This window comes from Rhodopseudomonas palustris BisB18 (genome assembly GCF_000013745.1).
Taxonomy (GTDB): domain Bacteria; phylum Pseudomonadota; class Alphaproteobacteria; order Rhizobiales; family Xanthobacteraceae; genus Rhodopseudomonas_A; species Rhodopseudomonas_A palustris_F.
In genome coordinates, this window is record NC_007925.1 from 4,474,532 (window position 1) to 4,496,176 (window position 21,645).

Annotated in this window: 22 protein-coding genes; 8 read left to right on the plus strand and 14 right to left on the minus strand. The window is 62.7% G+C overall.

Annotated features, from left to right (window positions below):
- Nucleotides 1–13 precede the first annotated feature (13 nt).
- Nucleotides 14–775, minus strand: coding sequence for a L,D-transpeptidase (locus tag RPC_RS20120; RefSeq protein WP_011474432.1), 762 nt, complete (start codon nt 773–775; stop codon nt 14–16).
- A 218-nt stretch (nt 776–993) separates the two neighbouring features.
- Between RPC_RS20120 and RPC_RS20125 the strand changes: the two genes are divergently transcribed.
- A complete protein-coding gene (locus RPC_RS20125) occupies nt 994–2,118 on the plus strand; it encodes an AI-2E family transporter (protein ID WP_011474433.1) in 1,125 nt (374 codons plus the stop codon).
- A gap of 158 nt (nt 2,119–2,276) precedes the next feature.
- On the opposite strand, the gene RPC_RS20130 is transcribed toward RPC_RS20125, so the two are convergent.
- Nucleotides 2,277–2,675 (minus strand): hypothetical protein, encoded by a 399-nt coding sequence (locus RPC_RS20130; RefSeq protein WP_011474434.1) that lies wholly within the window; start codon nt 2,673–2,675, stop codon nt 2,277–2,279.
- Nucleotides 2,676–3,046: 371 nt separating this feature from the next.
- On the minus strand, nt 3,047–3,853 hold the full coding sequence (locus RPC_RS20135) for a response regulator (RefSeq protein ID WP_011474435.1): 807 nt from the start codon (nt 3,851–3,853) through the stop codon (nt 3,047–3,049).
- A gap of 204 nt (nt 3,854–4,057) precedes the next feature.
- Here RPC_RS20135 and RPC_RS20140 point away from each other — a divergent pair, with 204 nt between their 5' ends.
- Both RPC_RS20140 and RPC_RS20145 read left to right on the plus strand, forming a co-directional pair.
- A complete protein-coding gene (locus tag RPC_RS20140; RefSeq protein ID WP_011474436.1) occupies nt 4,058–4,279 on the plus strand; it encodes a NepR family anti-sigma factor in 222 nt (73 codons plus the stop codon).
- Nucleotides 4,279–4,827, plus strand: a complete 549-nt coding sequence (locus RPC_RS20145) for a sigma-70 family RNA polymerase sigma factor (protein WP_011474437.1) — start codon at nt 4,279–4,281, stop codon at nt 4,825–4,827. The genes RPC_RS20140 and RPC_RS20145 overlap by 1 nt, the downstream gene beginning before the upstream one ends.
- Before the next feature lie 95 nt (nt 4,828–4,922).
- Here the strand turns inward: RPC_RS20145 and RPC_RS20150 are convergent, their stop codons facing one another.
- From RPC_RS20150 to RPC_RS20160, 3 genes are all read right to left on the minus strand, one after another.
- Nucleotides 4,923–6,596, minus strand: a complete 1,674-nt coding sequence (locus RPC_RS20150) for a CHASE domain-containing protein (RefSeq protein ID WP_011474438.1) — start codon at nt 6,594–6,596, stop codon at nt 4,923–4,925.
- A 229-nt stretch (nt 6,597–6,825) separates the two neighbouring features.
- Entirely contained in the window at nt 6,826–7,449 is a 624-nt protein-coding gene (gene ureG / locus RPC_RS20155; RefSeq protein ID WP_011474439.1) for an urease accessory protein UreG, read from the minus strand.
- Nucleotides 7,450–7,696: 247 nt separating this feature from the next.
- The gene (locus RPC_RS20160; RefSeq protein ID WP_041802130.1) at nt 7,697–7,924 is read right to left on the minus strand and encodes a hypothetical protein; all 228 of its coding nucleotides are present in this window, start codon (nt 7,922–7,924) and stop codon (nt 7,697–7,699) included.
- Between the two features lie 271 nt (nt 7,925–8,195).
- On the opposite strand from RPC_RS20160, the gene RPC_RS20165 reads away from it, so the two are divergent.
- Together RPC_RS20165 and RPC_RS20170 are read left to right on the plus strand one after the other, a co-directional pair.
- Nucleotides 8,196–8,405: a hypothetical protein gene (locus RPC_RS20165; RefSeq protein ID WP_157043260.1), complete on the plus strand. Its 210-nt coding sequence runs from the start codon at nt 8,196–8,198 to the stop codon at nt 8,403–8,405.
- A gap of 343 nt (nt 8,406–8,748) precedes the next feature.
- Nucleotides 8,749–9,000: a hypothetical protein gene (locus RPC_RS20170; protein ID WP_011474442.1), complete on the plus strand. Its 252-nt coding sequence runs from the start codon at nt 8,749–8,751 to the stop codon at nt 8,998–9,000.
- Between the two features lie 168 nt (nt 9,001–9,168).
- Here RPC_RS20170 and RPC_RS20175 read toward each other — a convergent pair whose 3' ends face one another.
- Nucleotides 9,169–11,301 carry a molybdopterin oxidoreductase family protein gene (locus RPC_RS20175; RefSeq protein WP_041802132.1) on the minus strand — a complete coding sequence of 711 codons (2,133 nt, stop codon included), beginning with the start codon at nt 11,299–11,301 and terminating at the stop codon, nt 9,169–9,171.
- 175 nt (nt 11,302–11,476) lie between these two features.
- Here RPC_RS20175 and RPC_RS20180 point away from each other — a divergent pair, with 175 nt between their 5' ends.
- Nucleotides 11,477–11,860, plus strand: coding sequence for a hypothetical protein (locus tag RPC_RS20180; RefSeq protein WP_011474444.1), 384 nt, complete (start codon nt 11,477–11,479; stop codon nt 11,858–11,860).
- Between the two features lie 85 nt (nt 11,861–11,945).
- Here RPC_RS20180 and RPC_RS20185 read toward each other — a convergent pair whose 3' ends face one another.
- Nucleotides 11,946–13,175, minus strand: a complete 1,230-nt coding sequence (locus RPC_RS20185; RefSeq protein WP_011474445.1) for a cyclic nucleotide-gated ion channel — start codon at nt 13,173–13,175, stop codon at nt 11,946–11,948.
- A 51-nt stretch (nt 13,176–13,226) separates the two neighbouring features.
- Entirely contained in the window at nt 13,227–13,946 is a 720-nt protein-coding gene (aadR, locus tag RPC_RS20190; protein ID WP_011474446.1) for a transcriptional activatory protein AadR, read from the minus strand.
- Between the two features lie 208 nt (nt 13,947–14,154).
- Between aadR and RPC_RS20195 the strand changes: the two genes are divergently transcribed.
- Nucleotides 14,155–14,469, plus strand: a complete 315-nt coding sequence (locus RPC_RS20195) for a c-type cytochrome (RefSeq protein WP_011474447.1) — start codon at nt 14,155–14,157, stop codon at nt 14,467–14,469.
- A gap of 2 nt (nt 14,470–14,471) precedes the next feature.
- Here RPC_RS20195 and RPC_RS20200 read toward each other — a convergent pair whose 3' ends face one another.
- From RPC_RS20200 to RPC_RS20210, 3 genes are read right to left on the minus strand one after another with little or no spacing between them, the layout of a single operon-like run.
- On the minus strand, nt 14,472–15,575 hold the full coding sequence (locus RPC_RS20200) for an ABC-type transport auxiliary lipoprotein family protein (protein ID WP_011474448.1): 1,104 nt from the start codon (nt 15,573–15,575) through the stop codon (nt 14,472–14,474).
- A 5-nt stretch (nt 15,576–15,580) separates the two neighbouring features.
- On the minus strand, nt 15,581–16,357 hold the full coding sequence (locus RPC_RS20205) for an ABC transporter ATP-binding protein (protein WP_011474449.1): 777 nt from the start codon (nt 16,355–16,357) through the stop codon (nt 15,581–15,583).
- A 2-nt stretch (nt 16,358–16,359) separates the two neighbouring features.
- A complete protein-coding gene (locus RPC_RS20210) occupies nt 16,360–17,496 on the minus strand; it encodes an ABC transporter permease (protein WP_011474450.1) in 1,137 nt (378 codons plus the stop codon).
- 171 nt (nt 17,497–17,667) lie between these two features.
- Here RPC_RS20210 and RPC_RS20215 point away from each other — a divergent pair, with 171 nt between their 5' ends.
- Nucleotides 17,668–18,081: a hypothetical protein gene (locus RPC_RS20215; protein ID WP_041802137.1), complete on the plus strand. Its 414-nt coding sequence runs from the start codon at nt 17,668–17,670 to the stop codon at nt 18,079–18,081.
- A gap of 15 nt (nt 18,082–18,096) precedes the next feature.
- Here RPC_RS20215 and RPC_RS20220 read toward each other — a convergent pair whose 3' ends face one another.
- Nucleotides 18,097–20,796 (minus strand): bifunctional acetate--CoA ligase family protein/GNAT family N-acetyltransferase, encoded by a 2,700-nt coding sequence (locus RPC_RS20220; RefSeq protein WP_011474452.1) that lies wholly within the window; start codon nt 20,794–20,796, stop codon nt 18,097–18,099.
- 189 nt (nt 20,797–20,985) lie between these two features.
- Nucleotides 20,986–21,411 carry a CBS domain-containing protein gene (locus RPC_RS20225; protein ID WP_011474453.1) on the minus strand — a complete coding sequence of 142 codons (426 nt, stop codon included), beginning with the start codon at nt 21,409–21,411 and terminating at the stop codon, nt 20,986–20,988.
- Nucleotides 21,412–21,645 lie beyond the last annotated feature (234 nt).

The window sequence follows — 21,645 nt, forward strand, 5'->3', positions numbered from 1 at the left end:
TGAACTCCTTGGATCAGTGCACCAAGGAGGCCGAGAGGTTCATCGCCTGGCGGCCGATCGAGCCTGCCGCGGGCGGCACCGCCGAGCTCGACACTCGCTGCGGGGACTTCGAACTGGCTTCGTAGCGGCGCTCCGCCTTCGGCAACACCACGACCTTGGTGCCGACTCCGACCCGGCCGAACAGGTCGGTGACGTCCTCATTGGTGAGCCGGATGCAGCCTGAGGAGACGAACTTGCCGATCGTCGAGGGATCATTGGTGCCGTGAATGCGGTAGACGCTGGAGCCGAGATACATGGCTCGGGCGCCGAGCGGGTTACCCGGCCCGCCAGCCATGAAACGCGGCAGATAGGGCTGGCGGGCAATCATTTCCGCCGGCGGATGCCAATCCGGCCATTCGCTCTTGCGGGTGATGGTCTGCACGCCCGCCCAGGTGAAGCCTTCGCGGCCCACGCCGACGCCGTAACGGATGGCGCGGTTCTGGCCCAGCACGTAATACAAATAGGTGTTCGCTGTATCGACGATCACCGTGCCGGCGGCCTCGCGGTTCGGGTAGTTGACCACGGCGCGCTTGAACTGTTCGGGGACCGTCGCGCCTTCGTCAGCGGCGCTGTCATCGATCGCGAACGGCGCGGTGGCATCCTGCGGCACCGCGGCGTAGCTCAACGCCTGCGCGGAGGCCTGATGAGCGAAGATCGAGGAGGCCGCGATCACCATGGTGGTCATCGCCAGCCGATGAAGCAGACCACCGCCATTGGACGAAGAAAGCTTGATCATGATGCCACCCCGATGTGGTGCACCGCATCGATGCACGGACACACAACGCGCCGTGTGGCCGCAGGTTCCTTTGTACCTTGACCGCCGCGGACTCACCGTGCGCGAGGGCGCGGCGCGGAACGGAAGATGACGTCACCTGTTGACCGCACCGATAGCGACCGTCGACCATTGTCGCCGTTTGGCCGCGTCGAAGCGGTCATCTCAAACGAGGGTCTCATTTGCGGGTCATTAAAGCCGAGCCGACGGGTACGCCGCTGCCCGACAGCACAGAGCAACGGCCGCCGCTGGTGCAGCGGACCGAGATCGTCGCCTTCGCATTGGTGGGTTTGCTGATCATCGTGATCGTGGCGGCGCTTTATGTCGCCAAGCCGTTCTTTCTTCCGGTGGTCACGGCCTTTGTGGTCGGCACGATGTTGTCGCCGGCCGCCGGGCTGATGGAGCGACATCGGATTCCGCGCCCGGTTTCGGCGGTGCTGATCGTCACCTTGGTGTTCGGGATGGTGGCCTTCATCGTGGCGCTGATTTCCGCCCCGGTGGTGGAATGGAGCAACCGGCTTCCCGAACTCGGTTCGATGCTGAAGGACAAGCTGCAGAGCTTGGATCGGCCGATCGCGATGTGGCACCAACTGCAAGGCTCGCTCGGCGGCATCGACAGCAGCACCGGCCCAGCCATTCAATTTCCGAAAATCGAGTGGGTGCAGCCGACTTACGAATTTCTGTCACCGACGCTGACCGAGACGCTGCTGTTTCTGGTCACCTTGGTGTTGTTCATCGCCAGTTGGTCAGATCTGCGGCGTGGACTGGTGATGACCTTCGCCAGCCGGGAGACCAGGCTCCGGGCATTGCGGATCCTGAACGAGATCGAAGGCAGCCTCGGCGGTTATCTTTTGACCGTCACCCTGATCAATCTCGGCTATGGCATCGCCACCGGGATCATCTGCGCGCTGGCCGGCATGCCAAACCCGGCGGCACTGGGAGCGCTCGCCGCGACCTTGAATTTCTTTCCGATCGTCGGCCCGTTCGTGATGTTTGTCATCCTGACCGTGGTCGGAATCGTCAGTTTCCCGACTCTTGGCGGCGGCTTGGTCGCCCCGATGGCGTTCGTCGGCCTGACATTTGTCGAGGGGCACTTCATCACCCCGACCATCATCGGGCGCAGGCTTTCGCTCAACACCCTGGCGGTCTTCATCGCGCTGGCATTCTGGACCTGGCTGTGGGGGCCGATGGGCGGCTTTCTCGCCTCGCCGCTGCTGATCGTCGCGCTGGTGGTGAAGGAGCACGTCATGCCGGACGATGCGCCGCATCTGCCCGGGGCTGGTCCGGAAGCGAAGAAGACTGGCTGATCGGGGATAGCTGATGTTCGATTAATTGACGAAAGCGCTGAAGCCAAAAGGTCAAAAGCTTAAGGTCAAAGGCTTGCCGTAGCCCATCTGACCCGAATGCACCGCATTGCAACATACCAAAGCGGCGCCCACACGGCGCCACCTGTTCAGGCACGCTATCAGGTCAGGCAACGCCCCGGCTGCAGCTGTTTGGCGATTTCCGTCAACACGCTCACCACCGGTTCACACGCCACCATTCGCTTGGGGCGGGTCGCCGGAGCGAACTGACTCGGTCGATTGAGCCGGGCTTCGTTCCGCTGATCGGCAGGGATACGCAAGGCTACCGACAGATCTGGCTGTCCGACCACCCGGAACGACAGGGTGCGGGTATTTGCAGTCGCTGCGGTCGAGGCGGTGACGATACGATCGGATTTCGCGCTGCGGTTAACGGCGATCGTTAGCGTCTGATCGCGAGCCTGAGTAGCCACACCGAGGTCGCTTCCCAGCGCCAACTGCGCCACGCCCAGTCCAACCGTGATTGCGCCAAATCCCAGCACTGCATGAAGAATCTTGGCCATATCGTTGCGCCTTTAAGTTCGTCCGGTGGCGATTCGATGTAGCAACGTGACTGAGGCGAACCGGTTCGGGGATCGGCCATCACTTAAGCGTGTGAAGAATTTGCTAACCTCGTCGGAACGATTTTTCGGCTCGGGAGTCGTCTCGACAGCCGGTTGTCCCCTGCCCCCATTGACCGGCACCGTAGGGCGCAGCTGTGGTGATGCCAGCTGCGCCCTACTTCTTTTTGAGCTGGATGTGCCGCTCGGCCAGCAGCCGGTCGCTCCGAGCCGTTCCGTTCGCGATTGCGAACTGTCAACGTCCCGGCCGAGACGAGGCGCAAAAAAGCCGGCGCAATGGCCGGCTCCTTCGAAGGCGTTGGGAAGTGTTTATTTCAGGACGCCGCGGCGCGCGGGGCCCGATTGCGTGAGTTGCGCTGGAAGAACAGCGCCTGGCTCGCCACCGCCGAGACCATCGCCGGCTGGAACGGCTTCGAGATCAGGAAGGCCGGCTCCGGCCGCTCGCCGGTCAAGAACCGTTCCGGATAGGCGGTAATGAACACGACCGGGACCTCGAAGGTCTTCAGCAGTTCGTTCACCGCATCAAGCCCGGAACTGCCGTCGGCGAGTTGAATGTCGGCGAGGATCAACCCGGGCTTCCTGGTCTTGGCCAGCGCGATGGCGTCGGCGTGGGTCCGGGCGACGCCGATGACGTTGTGGCCGAGGTTCTTCACCAGGCTCTCGAGGTCCATGGCGATGAAGGTCTCGTCCTCGATGATCAAAACATCGGTGGCGATCTCCGCCGCCATCTCCCGGCCGGCGACTTCGGTCAGCTTGCGGACCTCGGTGACGTCGAGCGCCAGAATGAAGGCGACTTCTTCCTCGGAAAAGCCCTCGAGCGAGAGCAGCAGGAAGGCCTGCCGGGGCAGCGGAGTAATATTCGACAACCGTCGCTCCGACGGCAGCGGCAACGTCATCACCTCGGTATCGTCGTTCAGTGCGACCGAATTCCAGATCCGAGTGAACAGGCGAAACAGCCCGGCCCGTGCGCCGTGCTGTTCGTCGAGCAGGTTCTGATCTTGTAGCAACGCCTCCAGCATCGCTCCGACATAGGCATCGCCAGAAGCCTGGTTGCCGGTCAAAGCTCGGGCATAGCGGCGCAACAACGGCAAATGTTCAGCAACAAGCTGTGATCGAGACATCCCCACTCCATATAATCTAGGCCAAAACAGGTGGCCTCGGCCCCTGGCGTGCCTATCTACGTTCCAGGGACATAAAAGTTCCCGCCCTCAGGAACAATGTGGCCGGCTTCGAATTGAACCCGAGTGGACGCTGCAACGGCCTCAAAAATCAAGAAAATTCCTCGGCATCTGGGGACTTCACCTTGGGGAAAACATGGAACTGTCATGAAAGATTTCAAGGCTCAAAAGACTGCCGCGCCAGCAAAGCAGGGCGGCCTTAACCCGGAGATCCAGTCCCGCATCGGGCACCAATTGCGCGCGATGTATGATGACGTGGTTCGGCAGGGCGTGCCTGATCGCTTCGCGGAATTGATCCGCAAGCTCGACGCCCCTGGCGGATCCTCGGACCTGATGGGCGACGCGGGCAAAACCGAAGGGAGAGACTAATGCCTCTCACTGATTCACTTCGCGACGACATTTTGGCGGCGGTCCCAAGTCTGCGGGCCTTTGCGATCTCGCTCAGCGGCAACGGCGATCGGGCCGACGATCTGGTGCAAGAGACGCTGTTGCGGGCCTTGGCCAATATCGACTCGTTCCAGCCCGGCTCGAATCTGCCGGCATGGCTGTTCACGATCCTGCGCAATCTCTTCCGCTCGGATTACCGCAAGCGGCGGCGCGAGGTCGAAGACGCCGAAGGCAGCTATGCCAAGACCCTGAAGTCACAACCCGGACAGAATGCCCATCTGGAGTTCGAGGAATTCCGCGCCGCCCTGGAAAAGCTACCGCAGGACCAGCGGGAAGCGCTGATCCTGGTCGGGGCCTCGGGATTCTCCTATGAGGACGCTGCGGCGATCTGCGGCTGTGCGGTCGGCACCATCAAGAGCCGCGTCAATCGCGCGCGCTCCAAGCTGAGTGCGATGCTCTATGTCGATGGCGCGGAGGATTTCGGCCCGGACGATACGGTCCGCGCGGTAATCGGCGGCAGCGGCGGCTAACGGGAAGCACAGCAAGGCAAGGAAGCGGCCGGGATCGGCCGCTTTTTGCTGTGCTGGAGCCGCACTTGGCCGCGACGGTCGCCGCAAGCGCGATGCTATCGCGAGGTTCGTGCGGCGTTGAGCGGCGCCGAGATTTGCTCGGTGCGGTCCCGTTCGGTCATGTCGACGACGGTCTCCAGCGGCGCGGTGATTTCGTAGACATAGCTCACGTCGGTGAAGTAACGCTTCGCCGTGCCGCCCAACGCCTCGGGCGCCACTCGGTCCAGCAGGATGGTGCCGAAGTCGCTGTCTTCGCGACGGGTCGCCGCGCTGGTGTTGAACTCCTCCCAGCGGAAATAGAACGTCGCCTCGGCACCGCTGCCTCCGACCTCCCACTGCGCCACCACGTTGGGGTGCTTACCCACCAGCGACAATCCTTCATCGGTGTGCGACGCCAACTCGAAAAACAGCAAAGAGAGGCTTTGCGCGGCTCGGGCGCTGACCATGATGTCGGGACCGTTGGCGGCGATACGTTCGGAATGCGGAATCGCGCGCGCCTCCAGAAGTCCCCGCAATTTCACGCCCTGCCATTGGCTTTCGGTCAGCAGCGAGACCACATTTGACATCGCGTGAATCCGGCCGATCAGCAATTCACGGGCAACGTCGACGTCGGAGCCGTGACGCAGCGTGCGGGTCACGATCGACTGGATGACCGCCAGGATGTTCTTCACGCGGTGATTGAGTTCGTCGATCACCGCGGTGAGGCGCCGCTCGAAGCCGATCCTGACCTCGATTTCCCGGCGCAACCTCAGATTGCTGTAGGCGACATAGCCGAACAGGCCGCAGACGATCCCGGTCAACGCGATTCCGATCGCCGCGACCATTGCGGCCATCTGTTGCGCGCGGGCAAACGAGTTCTTCTTGGCGTAATAGGCGAGAGACCAGTCGCGGCCGCCGAACCGTTCGGTGCGTTGCGCCGACGGGGTCGGAGCCGTGCCGTCACGCGCCACGGTCCTGACCGTGACATCGCCGCGATCGTCCGCAACAAGCTCGGTATTGGCGTTGCGCGGGTCCATCAGCACCACTGAAAACAGCGAATTATCGTCGTTGGCCAGCATCAGCGGCCCGAGTTCGTAGGAGAACGTGACGAATCCCACCGGCACATCGCTGCCCTGCTGCAACACCGGCGCCACCAACACTAGACCGATCGGCCCGCCGACGTGGAGTAACTCGGTGGGATCGGATGCCACTGGCGTGCCCTTGGCGGCGGCGCGCGCGAAGATCGGCCCCAACACCGGATGCTCGGTCAGACTGCGCCCGAGAAAGCCGGTGGTTTCGGCATTTCTCGGCTCGATATCCATCAGGACTTCGAGCGGTTTGCCGAGTTGCGTGGCGTTCAATGGCTGATCGTTGAAATTGCGAATCCGGGCGTTGGGGAATCCCGCCCGTCTCAGAACCTGTTGTGCAGCCTCGAATTCCGTGGGTTGTAGTCGGGCAACCCAACTGGCGACCACAAAATCGGTCTTGAAGGCGTAGATCGAGTTGCGCAGCGGCTCGAGCATATCGGCCTTGACGATCGAAGGCGTGCGGAACAAGCCTGATGCGACCCGCCCCAGCAGTTCGCGCTCGGTCAAACGATCCTGGACCAGGCTGGCGTGGACATCGATCGCCCGAGCCAGCGCAATTCGGTCAATCGCCAATTCCTGCTGGTGAACGCGATAGGCCGCGAGTCCTGAAAGCAGAACCCCAATAATCGCCGCCAATCCGATGATGAATCCTAGCCGAACCACTCGCTCACTCAGCAATCATATAAAAGGCGAGATCGCCGCCTGTCCGCATGACCGGAATGAAGCGCGACTGGTGCGATGAGCCGAACAATGGAGGCGCGGTCATTGAAACGCAACTGGGGATTGGCACCTGGTTGATCGGGCTGGTCATCCCGACCCGGGTTAAGGCAATCGAACAGCATCCGAATCGTTCCGCGCGATCAACAATCGGCTCGCGAAACCGTCTAAGAGGTCAAGAGCCCGCGCGCAGACCACCCTTGGCCTCGATAAAACCGACAATTCGATCGAGACCCTCCTGGGTCTTCAGATTGGTCATCACGAACGGCCGCTCGCCACGCATCCGCTTGGCGTCGATTTGCATCTTATCCAACGAGGCCCCGACATACGGCGCCAGATCGATCTTGTTGATGACCAGCAGATCCGAGCGCGTGATGCCGGGGCCGCCCTTCGAGGGAATCTTGTCGCCGGCGGCGACGTCGATCACATAGATCGTCAGATCGGCCAACTCGGGGGAAAAAGTCGCAGCCAGATTGTCTCCCCCGGATTCGATCAGCACCAGATCGAGATCGGGAAATTTCGCGCGCATGTCGGCGACCGCGGCGAGATTCATGGACGCGTCCTCACGGATCGCGGTGTGCGGACAGCCGCCGGTCTCGACACCGACGATGCGATCCTGGGTCAGCGAGCCGGAACGAACCAGGAATTCAGCATCCCATTTGGTGTAGATGTCGTTGGTGATGGCGGCGATCTGATAGCGGTCCCGCAGTGTTTTGCACAGCAAGTCCATCAGGGCGGTCTTTCCCGACCCGACCGGACCACCGATCCCGACGCGAAGCGGGCCGTGATAATCCGACATGTCAGCTCCCGATTAACTCAGCTAATCTCAGCCATGATCCACGCCATGACTTACGAACCCGAACGCCAGCAAACTTATAGCACATAATAGAGAGTGACTTCGGGATGCGCAGAGCCACGGGGGCCGTTGTCGCACACTATTCTCATCAAGACCGGAGCGGAATGGCAATACAAGCCCATCAGACCTCCGCTGCGCCAGAATGGTGGCCGATCCGCGGTCCGGTCGGGATGTCTCACCCGTTTGCGTATCAGCCGGCGTTCGTAACCTGTTCTTTGGAGCCAGTGCCCCTGCCCGGCTTCACCGCGGTGGAGCTCTGCGCCTTCTTGCTCGGTTTTCCATAACGCGATAACTGCTCAAGTTCGGCCTCTAGCTCTGCCTGCCGCGCGGCAACCTTCTCCACCAGTTTGTCGGCGACGCTATCCCTTAGCGCGGCCAGTTCGTCGATGCTCAGGCTATCAATTTCGATCTTTGCCATCCGGCCCTCCACTCACGCTGGGCTAGCGATTACCTTCATGCCTCGCAAGCCGATGGCCGATTTATCCACCGCCGAGCTCGGGCTGCGGCACACTTGCCTTCATTTTGATTGACCCATCAGCGAGCGTTGCGCCAGTTGATTCGCAAGACGGGGGGTATGCATGAATTATGGGAAACAGCAGCGCGATAGGTTCGTGGAGCGAACTCAGAGGTTTGCTGACGAAGACGCCGCGACAAGACCGATTGCGCACGACAGACGGCTCCCGAGAGACTTGCCGCTGATCGACGGGACGCCGGTCGATATGCTACGGGACGCCGGCCCGAGTAGCGCCGAGGCGACATCAGAACGCGCGGACATCATCAGACACGTCGCCGCTTTCCGCGATCATCAGATCAGGATCCGGCAACAGCGTGAGGCTTACTACGACGCCGTCCTGGCCAGGACCCGGGCCGCACTGCGTAGTGATACCAGCCGGATCTGAGGCCTCTCTCCGGCGGGCTCGGGCGATTCCGACGCAGATCTGGCGATCTGATCAACTGATCACTGCGCGTCGCGGCGGATTCGCAGACGCGGCCCCGCAGGAATGTGTCGAAAATCCTTTCCGAACAGATAACGTCATTGTGCGATCCAGCTTCACACCTCGGGCCCGGAACCGAAAAAAATCCGGGTTTGGTATCGATTTGCGCTCAATTCCGGTTGAATATTAGTAGCACTACTCGAATTCGGTCCCAATTAGTTCGATAGTGCAGGATCTGCTTACTCAAAATGCATTTGTCGATTTGCAAAGGCTGTAGTAGAAGGACGCTTTAATAAAGGAGCGACTAGTGGCTAAGAAAGCTAAAGCGAAGACCGTAAAGAAGACAGTGAAGGCCAAAGTGGCCAAGACCGTCTCCAAGGCGAAGACCAAGCCGAAGATCACCCGCCGCGAATATACCAAGGAAGACGTGAAAGAACTTCGCGCTCACTCCAAGGCGAAGACCCCGGTGGCGAAGATTGCAAAGCTCACCAAACGTACGGTGGGATCGCTGCGTCAGAAGGCTCTCAAGCTCGGCATCGGGCTCGGCCATCAGCGCTGATGTCTACGGAGGCCTTGTGCCTCCGAAGACTCCGCATGTCTAGGACTTTGCTGTCCCAGGACTTTGCACGTCCAGGACTTTGTACGTCCGGGACGTTGCACGTCCGGGACTTTGCGGCTGTTATGCCAATGGCCCGCGGCAAGTCGTGGCCAACACGTCCGGCATTCTTCACCGATCGCCGACGGGGCTTGCGGAGTGCGAAAATGCTCTCCTCGCCCAGACTTTGTTGTCATGAAATGCCGCGCCACCATGAGGGGCGACCGGATCAGCTCCAGTCAGGACGTTGATTCCGATCCCTCCGGCATGGGCGTGGTTCGGGTGAACCGACTCCGCCACCAAGACCCCCGGCCTCACGCCATCGAACAACCTGACGTTGAGCGTGGTCTCACCGCGTCGATTTCCGAGCGTAACGGCGCAGCCGTCGCGAAGATCGAGCCGCGCCGCGTCGGCGGGGTGCATCAGCACCGTCGGACGGCCCTCGCGGGCTCGCGACGACGGTGTCTCGGTGAAGCTGGTATTGAGGAAACTACGCGCCGGACTGGTCGCGAGCCGAAACGGGTGCTCATCGTCCGCCTGCTCGATCACCGCCCAATGGTCCGGGAGCGCCGGCATTTGCTGCCAGGGCCCGACCAGGCCGGCGTGAGGCAGGCCGACGCGCGACCAATCCGCCTTGAAATGGAACTTGCGATCCGAATGTGCGAAACCGTCGAGGTAATGCGCAGCGCGGAAATCCGGCTGAACGTCGCGCCATAGCTCGGCCTGCAACGCGTCGATGCTGCCACGGCCGCTGCGTTCGAGCGTCGCATCGATGATTTCGCGCGCAGTCAGTTCGAATGCCGGGTGGTTGGCATTGAGCCGCGTCGCAAGCGCCTGAATCACCTGATGGTTGGAGCGACATTGGCCCGGCGGCTCGATCAGCTTGGGGCCGACCGAGATGTGCTGGTGACCGCCGCCGTAATAGAGGTCGTCGTGCTCCATGAACATCGTCGCCGGCAACACGATGTCGGCGATCTGCGCGGTCTCGGTCATGAACTGCTCGTGCACCGCCACGAACAGATCGTCACGCGCGAAGCCCTGCCGAACCAGCGCCTGTTCGGGGGCGACTGCCATCGGGTTGGTATTTTGAATCAGCATCGCCTTCACCGGCGGCCCGTCGCCAAGCGCCTCGGGCTCGCCGGTTAGAATGCGTCCAATTTTCGATTGATCGAGCCGGCGTATCGTCGGATCGATGCTGTCGAGCGCCTCGATCAGCGTCTTGTCGATTCGCCAAATCGCGCCGTTGTTGAAGAACGCGCCGCCGCCCTCGTATTGCCAGGCACCGGTGACTGCAGGGATGCACAGCGCCGCATGCATTTGCGCGGCGCCGTTGCGACTGCGGGTGAAGCCATAGCCGAGGCGGAAAAAGCTGCGCCGGGTCTCACCGATCGCCAGCGCAAAGCTCTCGATCTCCTCGACCGGCACCCCGCAGATCGCCGAGGCCCATTGCGGGGTCCGGCTGGCCAGATGCGCCTCGAGTTCGTCCGGGCAATCGGTGTACCGCGCGAGGTAATCGCGATCGGCGTAGCCGTCGCGAAACAGCACGTGCATCACGCCGCAAGCCAAGGCGCCGTCGGTGCCGGGTCGCAGCAGGATCTTGATATCGGCCTGCTTCATCGTCTCGTTGTCGTAGACGTCGATCGCAACGATCCTGGCGCCGCGTTCCTTGCGGGCGCGGGTGGCGTGGGTCATGACGTTGACCTGGGTCGACACCGCGTTGGTGCCCCAGATCACCACCAGATCTGACTTTGCCATTTCGCGCGGATCGACGCCCGCGACCTTGCCGGTGCCGACCGCGAACCCGGCCCAGGCGATGGTCGAACAGATCGTGCCGTAGAAGCGGGAGTATCTTTTGACGTTGGCCAGCCGATTGATACCGTCCCGCATCACCAGGCCCATCGTGCCGGCATAGTAATACGGCCACACCGACTGGGCGCCGTGGTCGCGTTCGGCTTGCTCGAAGCGCCTTGCGATCTCACCCAGCGCCTCGTCCCATGAGATCCGAGCAAACTGACCAGAGCCGCGCGGGCCGGTGCGTTTCAGCGGATGCAGCAGCCGGTCCGGATGGTGAATCCGCTCGGCATAGCGCGCGACTTTGGCGCAGATCACGCCCGCCGTGTAGCTCTGGTGCTTTGAGCCGCGAACGCGCCCGATCGTGGCGTTGTCGACGACTTCAATGTCCAGCGCGCAGGCTGACGGGCAATCATGCGGACACGTCGAATGTCGTATGTCGATGGTCGTAGGTAAGGTCGAGGGTAAGGCCATGACAAAAGATAACACGCCTCGTCGGCGCAAGAAATGGTAACCCGTTCAGCACCAAACTTGACACAAGGGACGCCATAACGCCCGCGCCGGCTCTGGATTCGAGCGGACTGACGAACGCCGGCAACTCTCAGCCGATTCCCGAGTTAGCCCACCGCCCTATGGATCGGACAGCGCAATGCTCTCAGCAGCCAGATTTCAGTTCGAGCGCATCGTGCGGGAGTACGCCGTTTGGCGCACGGTCGATGACCGCGAGCGGTCGCCCGCCGCCGCCTGGTGGTGGGGCCCGGCGCTGGCCGTGCTGGACGAACCCGAGGCGATGCCGCCAGACTTCTGCCGGGCGCTGCAATTGCCGCCAGGATCGACATTTGCGCGCGCGGCAAGTGTATTCATTACCGCAATTGCGGACCAGACCTCACTGCCATGGCCTGATGAGTTCCCGCGGATTCGCCGTCGCGATGACCGCGGCGCCAGCAGCGAGTTGACGGACCGATCCGCGCCCTCCCAACCGCATGCCCCGAGATTGATGGCTGCGACAACAACGGATGCCCTCGGAAGTTAGGCATGAATGCCGAAAGAGGGATATCCGCTTTCGGAAAAGCTCATGCCCGATCAAGAAGCTAGAACAGGAAGAACGCCATCCTGCTCTAAGCCGTGCCACCCGAGATCACCTCTTCCTTGGCGGCCGGGTCCATCTCGATTGGGGTGTTGCTGCGCCCGTGCATGATCTTGTTGATCTTCTTGGCGATCCCGGGCTCACGCGCGATCAAGGCGCGCAGATCATTGGCATCCAGCACGAGCAGCCGGAGCCGGGACACCGCCCGCACCGTGGCGGACCGCTCCATTCGCTTCAGCACCGCGCTCTCGCCGAAGAAATGCCCCGGTCCGAGCCGGATGCGCCGGCCCCTTTGATCCGGCCCGAGTTCGATCTCCGCCTCGCCCTCGGCGATGAAATACATCGCGTGCGCCACCTCGCCGCGACGGAATACGATGTCGTCGCGGTCCATCTGGCGCGCCTGCAAGAGCTGCATGATATGCGCGATGTCGCCGGCGGTCAGGTGCGAGAACAGCGGCACCCGCGCCACCATGCTCCAGTTGACGATGAAATCGCGGCGGTGGATCACCTCCGAAAACGCGTTGGCGACGATGCCGACCGGCAACGCAATCATCACCAGGCCGCCGATGATGGTGAAGGAAGCCACCATCTTGCCGAGCCCGGTGGCGGGAACCACGTCGCCGTAGCCGATGGTGCTTAAAGTGACGATCGCCCACCACATCGCCTCCGGAATGGTGCCGAATTTGTCCGGTTGCACCTGGCCCTCGATCAGATGCATCGCAGTGGCCGAAACCAGCGTCGCGCATAAGAGGATCACCAGACAGGCGCCGAGCGCACGCCGCTCGCTTTCCAGCACCTCGAGCAGCGAGCGCATGCCCGACGAATAGCGCGCGAATTTCAGCACCCGCAGGATCCGCAGGATGATCAGCACGCGCAGATCGTCGAACCCGAGCAGTGCGATCCACAGCGGCGCCACGGTGAGGAAATCGACGATGCCTTGCGGGCTCAGCACGAAGGCGCGGCAGGCCGCGAACGGCTTCATCTGACGGTAGGGCAAATGTTCGGGCGCGATCCAGACCCGGATATAATACTCGATGCTGAAAGCGGCGAGGCTGATGTACTCGATCCACCTGAACAGCCCGCCGTAGTCCGCGCGCAGCTGCGGCACGGATTCCACCACCGTGGTGGCGATGCTGAGGATGATCAGAAAGATGATCGCGCTGTTGACGATGCGTCCCGCGCGCGAGCCCTGCGGCGAGGATTCCAGGATCTCATAGAAATAATGGCGGGCTCTGGCGTGAAACGCCCGGCTGTCGCGCATGGCCTTAGCCTCGATTGAGCCCGGAAGGCCGCACCGCCGCTGCGATGGCCCTTAGGCCGCAGCCAGGGCGTCGAAGCGTTTCGGATCAAGCACGCGGACTCCGTCCGGAACGATGACGATCAACTTTTCCCGCTCGAGCTTGGTGAACGTCCGGCTGACCGTCTCGATGGTCAGGCCGAGGAAATCCGCGATGTCCTGGCGGCCCATCGGCAGCATGACCGTCTTGGTCACCCCTTCGACGCGCGCCAGCCGATCCCGCCAGCCGACCAGGAATGCCGCCACCTTCTCCTCGGCCGAGCGACGTCCGAGCAAAAGCATCTGATCCTGGGCCTGACCGAGTTCGCGGGTGGCGAACTCGTTCATTCTCAACAACATGTGTGGCTTGTTTTCGATGAAACGGATGAACGGCCCCTTAAAAAACCGGCAGGTCACCACGGTGCCGATCGCGTCCGCCGAGAAACTGTAGCGGCTGCTCGGCGCCATGCCGAGAAAATCGCCGGGGAGCGCGAAGCCGATGATCTGGCGTCGGCCGTCCGGTAGCAGCTTGTAGAGCCGCGCTATACCTTCGGTCAGGCTGTACACCGAATCGGCAATTTCGTCCTCGGAGAACAACGCCTCCTTCGGCGCGTAGCGGACGTGCTGGGCCATCCGCTCGAATTCCTGATGCTCCGTCGGGTTGAGTTCGGCGCAGATCGCCAGCGGCCGAACCGCGCAATGCGTCGCACAGCGAAACTCTTCACAGGAATTGTTGGGAAAGGCGAGGTGCGGCATGCGTTACTCCGGAGTCGTTCTCGTTTGGGCTACAGGTCGTCTCTCTTGCCGCGGCGCCGATTTCGATGGCCTTCGAACGATGCCTCAGAATCGCTAATATGTTCGCAGATTGTCAAGACGACTTGACACAGATCAATGCCAAAGAGCAACGCTACTTCATGGTCAGAACGGCGCCATTGACGTCCTTTCCACAAACCGAGCGGACCCAATGCGGATCGCCTCAGCCTGTATTGCGATCACTCTTTTGCTGACCAGCGGCGCTGTCGCAGCCTCGCCGGCCGAGCGGCGGGGGCAAGCCTTCGCGAAAGCCCATTGCTCGCGCTGTCACTCGATCGACCGGCGGCATCCGAGCCGGCTCGATCGCGCGCCGCCGTTTCGCGCCCTGCACCTGCGCTATCCTATTGAAACCCTTGCCGAAGCATTCGCCGAGGGAATCTACACCGGGCACGCCGCGATGCCGGCCTTCGAGTTAGCGCCGGGGCAGATCAACGATTTGCTCTCGTTCCTGAAGACCCTCGAATAGCCTCACAGGGCCGACGCCGTCCACTGGATCAGCTCCTTGGCGACGCTGCCGAACGCCTCATTGAATGCCGCCAAGGCCGCGAGCGGCTCCGGCTTGTCGAGCGGCGCGCTGGCCCGAAACAGCTTCGCAGCCACCTGTTTGCCGTCCTTGCTGACGATTTTCGCCGAGAAGGCGACCTCCGCCGCCAAGTCGGGTGAACCACCGACCTGGAAGCTGCGAATATCGATCAGTAGCTGATGGTCGGCCTGCAGCGCGTCCGAAGCACGCAGCGGGGCGTGGGCAATATCGTAGTTTTCAAAGCTCTGGATCAATTTCGCCTGCACCAGCTTGGGAATGCTGTCGCTCCATTGGAAACCGGCGAAGGCGGGATAATCCAGCCCAGGCGCGAGGAGGAGCCGCTGGGTGTCGAACATCACCACGTAGGTCGGCTCGGCGATCGCCAACTGTCCTTTGATCGGCTTGCCCGGCGGCAAGTCGGTCGCGGCGCGCAGATCGTAAACGACCTTGGTCACGACCGGTTTGTCGGCACCGGTCATTCGCTCGACCCCCGCCATGATACCATCGAGCTTACCGGTGTTACGCGCCAACCCCTCGGCGAAGATCTTCAGATCGCCGATCGTCGCCTTCAATGGCTCGGCGTTTTCGGTCAACACCGCGTCGACCTTGCGCAAGGCTTCGCGCGCCGCCTGGGTCATGCTCTGCCCGGCGCCGGGGTCGGCGACCAGCGTCGGCACCGTCCCGGATGGCGCCAATTGTGTTCCGCCTTCCAGCGCGATCACCGGCACGCCGGTCAGGCCCTGGAAATCCAGCCCGACCTTGGTGTCGGCGCGCACCGGCGTCGTCGCATCGACGCCGATCGTGGCATTGACCTGGCGCGGATTGTCCGGCGCCAGCCCGAGCTCGGTGACCTCGCCGACGCGAATGCCGTTAAACAGCACCGCGGCACCGACCAGAAGTCCCGGCACAGAGCCGTTGAACTGCACATGATAGGTGGTGCGCGCACCGAGACCGCTGGTGTTGTGCAGCCACAACACGAAGCCGAACACCGCGGCGATCGCCGCCAGAACGAAGGCGCCGACGATAATGAAAGGCGCACGGGTTTCCATGGTGCCTAGTCCTTTGTTGGTCGCAGCATGCGCGAGCGTTTGCCGTGGAAATAAGCCCTCACCCACGGATGATCGGAATCAAGCAGCTCACCCATCGGACCGACGGCGACGATCTTGCCGTCGGCCAGCGCGGCGACGCGGTCGCACACCGTGTTGAGGCTGGCGAGATCGTGCGTCACCATGAACACGGTGAGCTTGAGGGTCTTCTGCAGGGTTTGGATCAGCACGTCGAAGTCGCCGGCGGCGATCGGGTCGAGGCCCGAAGTCGGCTCGTCGAGAAAGACGATGCCGGGATCGAGCGCCAGCGCCCGTGCCAACGCCACACGCTTGGTCATGCCGCCGGACAATTGCGCCGGAAACTTGTCCCAGTCGTCCGGCGCGAGCCCCACCATCTCCAGCTTGGCGGTGGCGATTTCATCCATCAGCGGTTCGGAAATCGTGAGATTTTCGCGCAACGGAAACTGTACATTCTGCCGCGCGGTCAGCGACGAAAACAGCGCGCCCTGCTGAAACAGAATGCCCCAGGCCGAGGCGCTGCGGCGCCGGCCGCCGAGCACGCCTTCGGCCTCGCGGCCCATCACCTCGATCTCGCCGCTGCGCTTCGGAATGAGGCCGATGATGGTGCGCATCAGCACCGACTTGCCGCCGCCGGAGGCGCCGACCAGCCCGAGTATTTCGCCGCGGTGGACATCCAGCGACAAATGATCGATCACGATCTGATCGCCGAAGCCGACCACAAGGTCGCGGACGCGGATCGCGAATTGTTCGGGGATGGCGTCCATCGCTACATTCCGATCGAGGCGAAGAACACGGCGAACAGCCCGTCGAGCACGATCACGCAGAAGATCGACTTCACCACCGAGGCGGTGGTCTGCCGGCCGAGCGATTCCGCGCTGCCCATGACCCGCAAGCCTTCGCTGCAGGCGACGATGCCGATCACCAGCGCCATGAACGGCGCCTTGATGATGCCGACCTCGAAATGAGTGATCGAGACCGCCTCGTGCAGTCGCGCGATGAAGATGGTCGGACTCATGCCGCCATAGAACCAAGCGACCAGCCCGCCGCCGTACAGCGCCGCCATCGCGCCCAGGAAAGCCAGGATCGGCAGCGCGATAATCAGCGCGATCACCCGCGGCAGGATCAACACCTCGACCGGATCGAGATCCATGGTCGACAGCGCGTCGATCTCCTCGCGCATCTTCATCGAGCCGAGTTCGGCGGTGTAGGCGCTGCCGGATCGCCCGGCCACCATGATCGCCACGATCAAGACGCCGAGTTCGCGCAACACCAGGATGCCCACCATGTCGACGACATAGGACTCCGCCCCGAACTTGCGAAAATGGAAGATGCCCTGCTGGGCGATGATCGCGCCGATCAGGAAGGTGATCAGCCCGATGATCGGGATCGCCTGCCAACCGACCCGATAGATCTGATAGACCAGCGACGTCAGCCGCAACGAGCGCGGCCGGCGCAGCACGCCGAGCAACGCGTTGGCGAGCGCGCCCGTCATCTGCAGGAAGGCGAACAGGTCTTCGCGCGCGCCCCAGGTGGCCCGGCCGATGTCTTCGAGTCGCGTCAGGATCAGGCTTCCGCGCACCGCATTGGCCGGCTGCCGGCGGTTGACTTGCCGCACCTGGTCGATCAGCCCGGCATAGCGCTCGGCGGCGCCGACCACGCTGGCGGGATGCCCTGCCTGGGCAGCGCGGCGCGAGATCTTTTCCAACAGCCAGGCACCGAGGGTGTCGATTTCATGCAGTTCGGCAAGGTCGATCGTCAGCGCCTTGGCCTGCCGCAACTGCGGCGCGACGACGTCGAACAAATGCTCGAGCGCCGCGGCATGCACCGCCGTCCATGATCCGGTCGGACGCAGTAACAAACCATCGCCTGTGCTGATCGTGTCGAGCAGCGGTTCTGAACTCAAGCGTGTTGTCCCCTCAAAGGCGCCGAGCCGCCGAGCGCCGGCCGATCCGGTTGATGCAAATCAATCAGCGCGGTGCCGGCTTCTCATAAGCTTACGTTGAATCGCAGCCGAATGCGAACCCGGTCGTTTCGCCGGACAGGGACGAGACGGAATGGAAGATTGGACTCTGACATGACCAAGGCCCCGCCCACGGCTATTCTGAATTCCTCGCTGCCCTCGAGTTTCCGTCAAATCAGGCTGGAGTTGGCGCGCGAGCCCGGCCATCCGGAAGGTGAAGCCGGCATCGCCTATATTGTGATCGCGCCGCTCGATGACAACGGCCGGATCGATCCGGAGCAATGGAAGAAGCATCGCGACGCCTGCCGGGTGGCCCGCTTCCGCCCCGACGAAGACGACCGGCGCGGCCATCTGATTCATCGCCCGGGCGGATCGTGGGCGTTTCAATACGACATCACCGGCGACCCCCGTCCCGACGAAACCGGCTACCACTTCCAGGACGAGTGTTTCGTGCAGGACGAATACGTCTCGATCAACGACAGCGGCAAGATGCACACCTTCCGCGTGGTTTCGGTCGCGCATCTGTAGGCAGAAAAACGGCGCTCATGGTTTCTTCAGCGGCAGCTTGACGTCGCACAAGTCACTGTCGTCGGGATCCGTGTGGACCTCGAAGCCGAGCGCGCGACACATCGTCAACATCACGGCGTTTTCGCGCAGCACCTTGCCGGAGACTTGTTTGAGCCCCTCAGCGTGGGCGTAGTCGATGATCAATTGCATCAACGCCCAGCCGAGCCCTTTGCCCTTGAGATCGGAGCGCAGCAGAATCGCGAATTCGCCGTTCTCGTAGACCGAATCGGAATGCAGCCGGACCACTCCGATCAGTTCCTCGCTCGCCTCGTCGATGGCGACGAGCGCCATGGCGCGGGCGTAGTCGAGCTGCGTCAGCCGGGCGATGAAAGGATGGCTGAACTCTTTCATCGCGGCAAAGAACCGCAGCCGCAAATCCTGTGGGCTGATCTTTTTCAAGAAGCCCTGCAGTGCGGATTCATCGTCGGGTCGGATCGGCCGCGCATAGACCCGCCAGCCATCCTTGACCAGCAGATGGCGCTGCCACTGCGTGGGATAGGGCCGGACCGCAAAATGCGCGTTGCCGGGACCTGCGAATTGCCTGAACTCGGGACCGATCGCCACACGGGCATCGAGCGCCACTACGCCGTGCTCGTCGGCCAGCAATGGATTGATGTCCAACTCGCGGATCTGCGGCAAATCCGCAGCCATCTGCGACAGCTTGACCAGCGTCAGCGCGATTTCGTCGGTCTTGGCCGCCGCGACGTCGCGGTAGCTGCGCAGCAGCCGTGCGATGCGGGTGCGGCCGATCAGATCGTGCGCCAGCTTGAGGTCGAGCGGCGGCAACGACAACGCCTTATCGTCGATCACCTCGACGCCGACGCCGCCATGGCCGAACACGATCACCGGTCCGAAGGTCGGATCGTTGGCGATGCCGAGAATGAGCTCCCGCGCCTTCGGCCTGACCATCATCGGCTGCACGATGACGCCCGCGAGCTTGGCCTTGGGCCGCATCAGCCGCGCGCGCTGCAGAATATCCGCGGTGGCAGCGCGAACCGCTTCGGCGGAGGTGAGATTGAGCGCCACGCCGCCGACGTCGGATTTGTGGGTGATGTCGCGCGACAAGATCTTGACGACGACCGTCATGCCCTCCGCCAACAACGTCGAAGCCTGGCGCGCGGCCTGCTCGGCGTCCGCCGCGGCAAGCACCGGTACCGTTGGTATCCGGTAGGCGTCGAATAGCGCCTTGACCTCGACCGGATCGAGCCAGATCCGGCCGTCGTCGACGGCCGCTTCGACGATGCTTCGCGCGGCTGCCACGTCGGGCGCAAAATCCTTCGGCAGGCTCGGCGGCACTTCTGAGAGTGCGGCGACCGCCTCGCGATGCTGCACCAGATGCATGAAGCCGCGGACGGCGTCGTCTTCCGTCGGATAGTTCGGAATCCCGGCGGCGTCGAACATCCGCGTGACACCGTCCTCGGCCCCGACCCAGACCGCCAACACCGGTTTGGGCGGGGCATGCGCGGCACGATGCTCGCTGACGATCCGCGCGACGGTGGTGGAGATATCTCCGGTGCCGGTGATCGAGGTCTGCACGTTCATCACCAGGATTGCATCGTTCTCGGCATCGGCGAGCAGTGCCTGCAAGGCCACCTCGTAGCGTGCGGCGTCGGCGTCGCCGACGAGGTCGACCGGGCTCGATCCCGACCAGGTGTCCGGAAGGGCGGCGTCGAGTTTTTTCTTTGTCGCGGGCGACAGCGCGGCGGAAATACCGCCGAGTTCGACCAGCCGATCGACCGCCAGCACGCCGATGCCGCCGCCATTGGTGACGATAGCGAGCCGCTTGCCGCGCGGCGCGGCGATCCGGCCAAGCGTCTCGGCGCAGTCGAACAATTCGCGCAGATCGAACACCCGCAGCATGCCGGCGCGATGAAACGCGGCGTCATAGACCGCGTCGGCCCCCGCCAAGGCGCCGGTATGGGTCGCGGCCGCCTTGGCGCCCTGCGCCATGCGTCCGGATTTCACCACCACCACGGGCTTGATCCGCGCCGCGGCGCGGGCCGCGGACATGAACTTGCGGGCGTCCTTGACCGCCTCGATGTAAAGCAGGATCGCCCGGGTCTGGACGTCGAGCGCGAAATGATCGAGCAGGTCGGCGATGTCGACGTCGAGCTGATCGCCGATCGACACGATGCCGGAAAAACCGATCGATTTCTCCGCGGCCCAATCCACCATGCCGGCGGCGATCGCGCCGGACTGCGAAATCAGCGCCAAATGCCCGGCGTTGGGCATGTGCGCGGCGAAACTGGCGTTGAGATGAACGCCGGGCAGCATCACGCCGAGGCAGTTCGGGCCGATCAGACGGATGCCATGGGCGCGCGCGGCGCGCTCGGCAGCATCGCCGAATGAACCCTTACCGCGGCCGAGCCCGGAGCTGATGATGACGGCGCCGGCAGCACCTAGCCGTCCCGCCTCGGCGACGATCGCCGGCACGGTTCGCGCCGGCGCGGTGACGACGACAAGATCGGGAACGAACGACAGTTCGGCGAGGCTTCGCATCGTCGGCGTCCCGCCGATGTCCTGATAGCGCGGATTGACCACGCCGAGCGGACCTTGGAACTGGGCTGCCCGAATATTGTTCAGGATCGCGCGTCCGAGCGAATTCGGCCGCGGGCTGGCTCCAACCAGCGCCACCGAGCGCGGCGACAGCAGGCTGCTCAACCGATAGTTCGACATCTGACCTCGGCACCGACTGCAGGCACACAACAAGCGCGGTGCCTCGCACCCCTGCTTGCGGTCGATATACCAACATCCCGCGCGCGCGGAGTCGAGCCTTGCCGGACAGAAATCGAGCCAGCGCGGCGTATCGGCGCAGCGCGGCGTGAATTTCGGGGGCGAAGGCCTAGGCGGCGAGCAATGTCGGCGTCAGTGCCGCGTGCAGTCCGACAGCGCGTGCATGATGTCTTCGCGCGAGATGATGCCCATCAGCTTGCGGTCGTTGTCCACCACCGGGATACTTCGGGTCTGATGGTCGATCATCAACTGCAGCACCCGCGTCAACTTGATCTCCGGATGCACATAGATGAAATCCGGCGTCATCACGTCGCCGACGGTCCGATTCATCAATTCGTCATAATGCGGCACCATGTGAATGGGTGCGAACGCGAAACACTTCAGAAAGTCGTACTTGGTCACGAGCCCAATGACCTCGCCGTCCTCTTCGACCGGATAGGCGTTGTAGTCGTCGCGTTTGAACAGGTCCTGCAATTCACGCATGGTCATATCGCGCCGCACCGCTTTCACCGCGCGCGTCATATAGCCGGCAACATTTGCTTCAAGAAATCGGTACAAGTCCTATCCAATCGATCTATGCGGCCTCGGATTCTCCCCAGTCACGTGGAGCAGGAGAATCAAGCGCTCCACGTTTGTCGCGGCGCGCTGTCAATGTCCACTAACCGCAGCTTTGCGGATTTGAATTGATCAAAGTCAAACTACCGCGCGGATTGCGTTATAGTAACCGTTCCTATGGTGATCTACGGAGGTTGCGGCAGTTGTCCCCGATGTGAAGTTCGCTTTACACTGCCC

Excerpts from the sequence above, each read along its gene's own strand:
- RPC_RS20140 (WP_011474436.1), top strand. The coding sequence starts at position 4,058 with ATGAAAGATTTCAAGGCTCAAAAGACTGCCGCGCCAGCAAAGCAGGGC.
- RPC_RS20205 (WP_011474449.1), bottom strand. The coding sequence starts at position 16,357 with ATGGACGCCATCCCCGAACAATTCGCGATCCGCGTCCGCGACCTTGTG.
- RPC_RS20220 (WP_011474452.1), bottom strand. The coding sequence starts at position 20,796 with ATGTCGAACTATCGGTTGAGCAGCCTGCTGTCGCCGCGCTCGGTGGCG.
- RPC_RS20130 (WP_011474434.1), bottom strand. The coding sequence starts at position 2,675 with ATGGCCAAGATTCTTCATGCAGTGCTGGGATTTGGCGCAATCACGGTT.
- RPC_RS20145 (WP_011474437.1), top strand. The coding sequence starts at position 4,279 with ATGCCTCTCACTGATTCACTTCGCGACGACATTTTGGCGGCGGTCCCA.
- RPC_RS20120 (WP_011474432.1), bottom strand. The coding sequence starts at position 775 with ATGATCAAGCTTTCTTCGTCCAATGGCGGTGGTCTGCTTCATCGGCTG.
- RPC_RS20160 (WP_041802130.1), bottom strand. The coding sequence starts at position 7,924 with ATGGCAAAGATCGAAATTGATAGCCTGAGCATCGACGAACTGGCCGCG.
- RPC_RS20195 (WP_011474447.1), top strand. The coding sequence starts at position 14,155 with ATGCGGATCGCCTCAGCCTGTATTGCGATCACTCTTTTGCTGACCAGC.
- RPC_RS20215 (WP_041802137.1), top strand. The coding sequence starts at position 17,668 with ATGACCAAGGCCCCGCCCACGGCTATTCTGAATTCCTCGCTGCCCTCG.
- aadR (WP_011474446.1), bottom strand. The coding sequence starts at position 13,946 with ATGCCGCACCTCGCCTTTCCCAACAATTCCTGTGAAGAGTTTCGCTGT.
- RPC_RS20200 (WP_011474448.1), bottom strand. The coding sequence starts at position 15,575 with ATGGAAACCCGTGCGCCTTTCATTATCGTCGGCGCCTTCGTTCTGGCG.
- RPC_RS20180 (WP_011474444.1), top strand. The coding sequence starts at position 11,477 with ATGCTCTCAGCAGCCAGATTTCAGTTCGAGCGCATCGTGCGGGAGTAC.
- ureG (WP_011474439.1), bottom strand. The coding sequence starts at position 7,449 with ATGTCGGATTATCACGGCCCGCTTCGCGTCGGGATCGGTGGTCCGGTC.
- RPC_RS20175 (WP_041802132.1), bottom strand. The coding sequence starts at position 11,301 with ATGGCCTTACCCTCGACCTTACCTACGACCATCGACATACGACATTCG.
- RPC_RS20135 (WP_011474435.1), bottom strand. The coding sequence starts at position 3,853 with ATGTCTCGATCACAGCTTGTTGCTGAACATTTGCCGTTGTTGCGCCGC.
- RPC_RS20185 (WP_011474445.1), bottom strand. The coding sequence starts at position 13,175 with ATGCGCGACAGCCGGGCGTTTCACGCCAGAGCCCGCCATTATTTCTAT.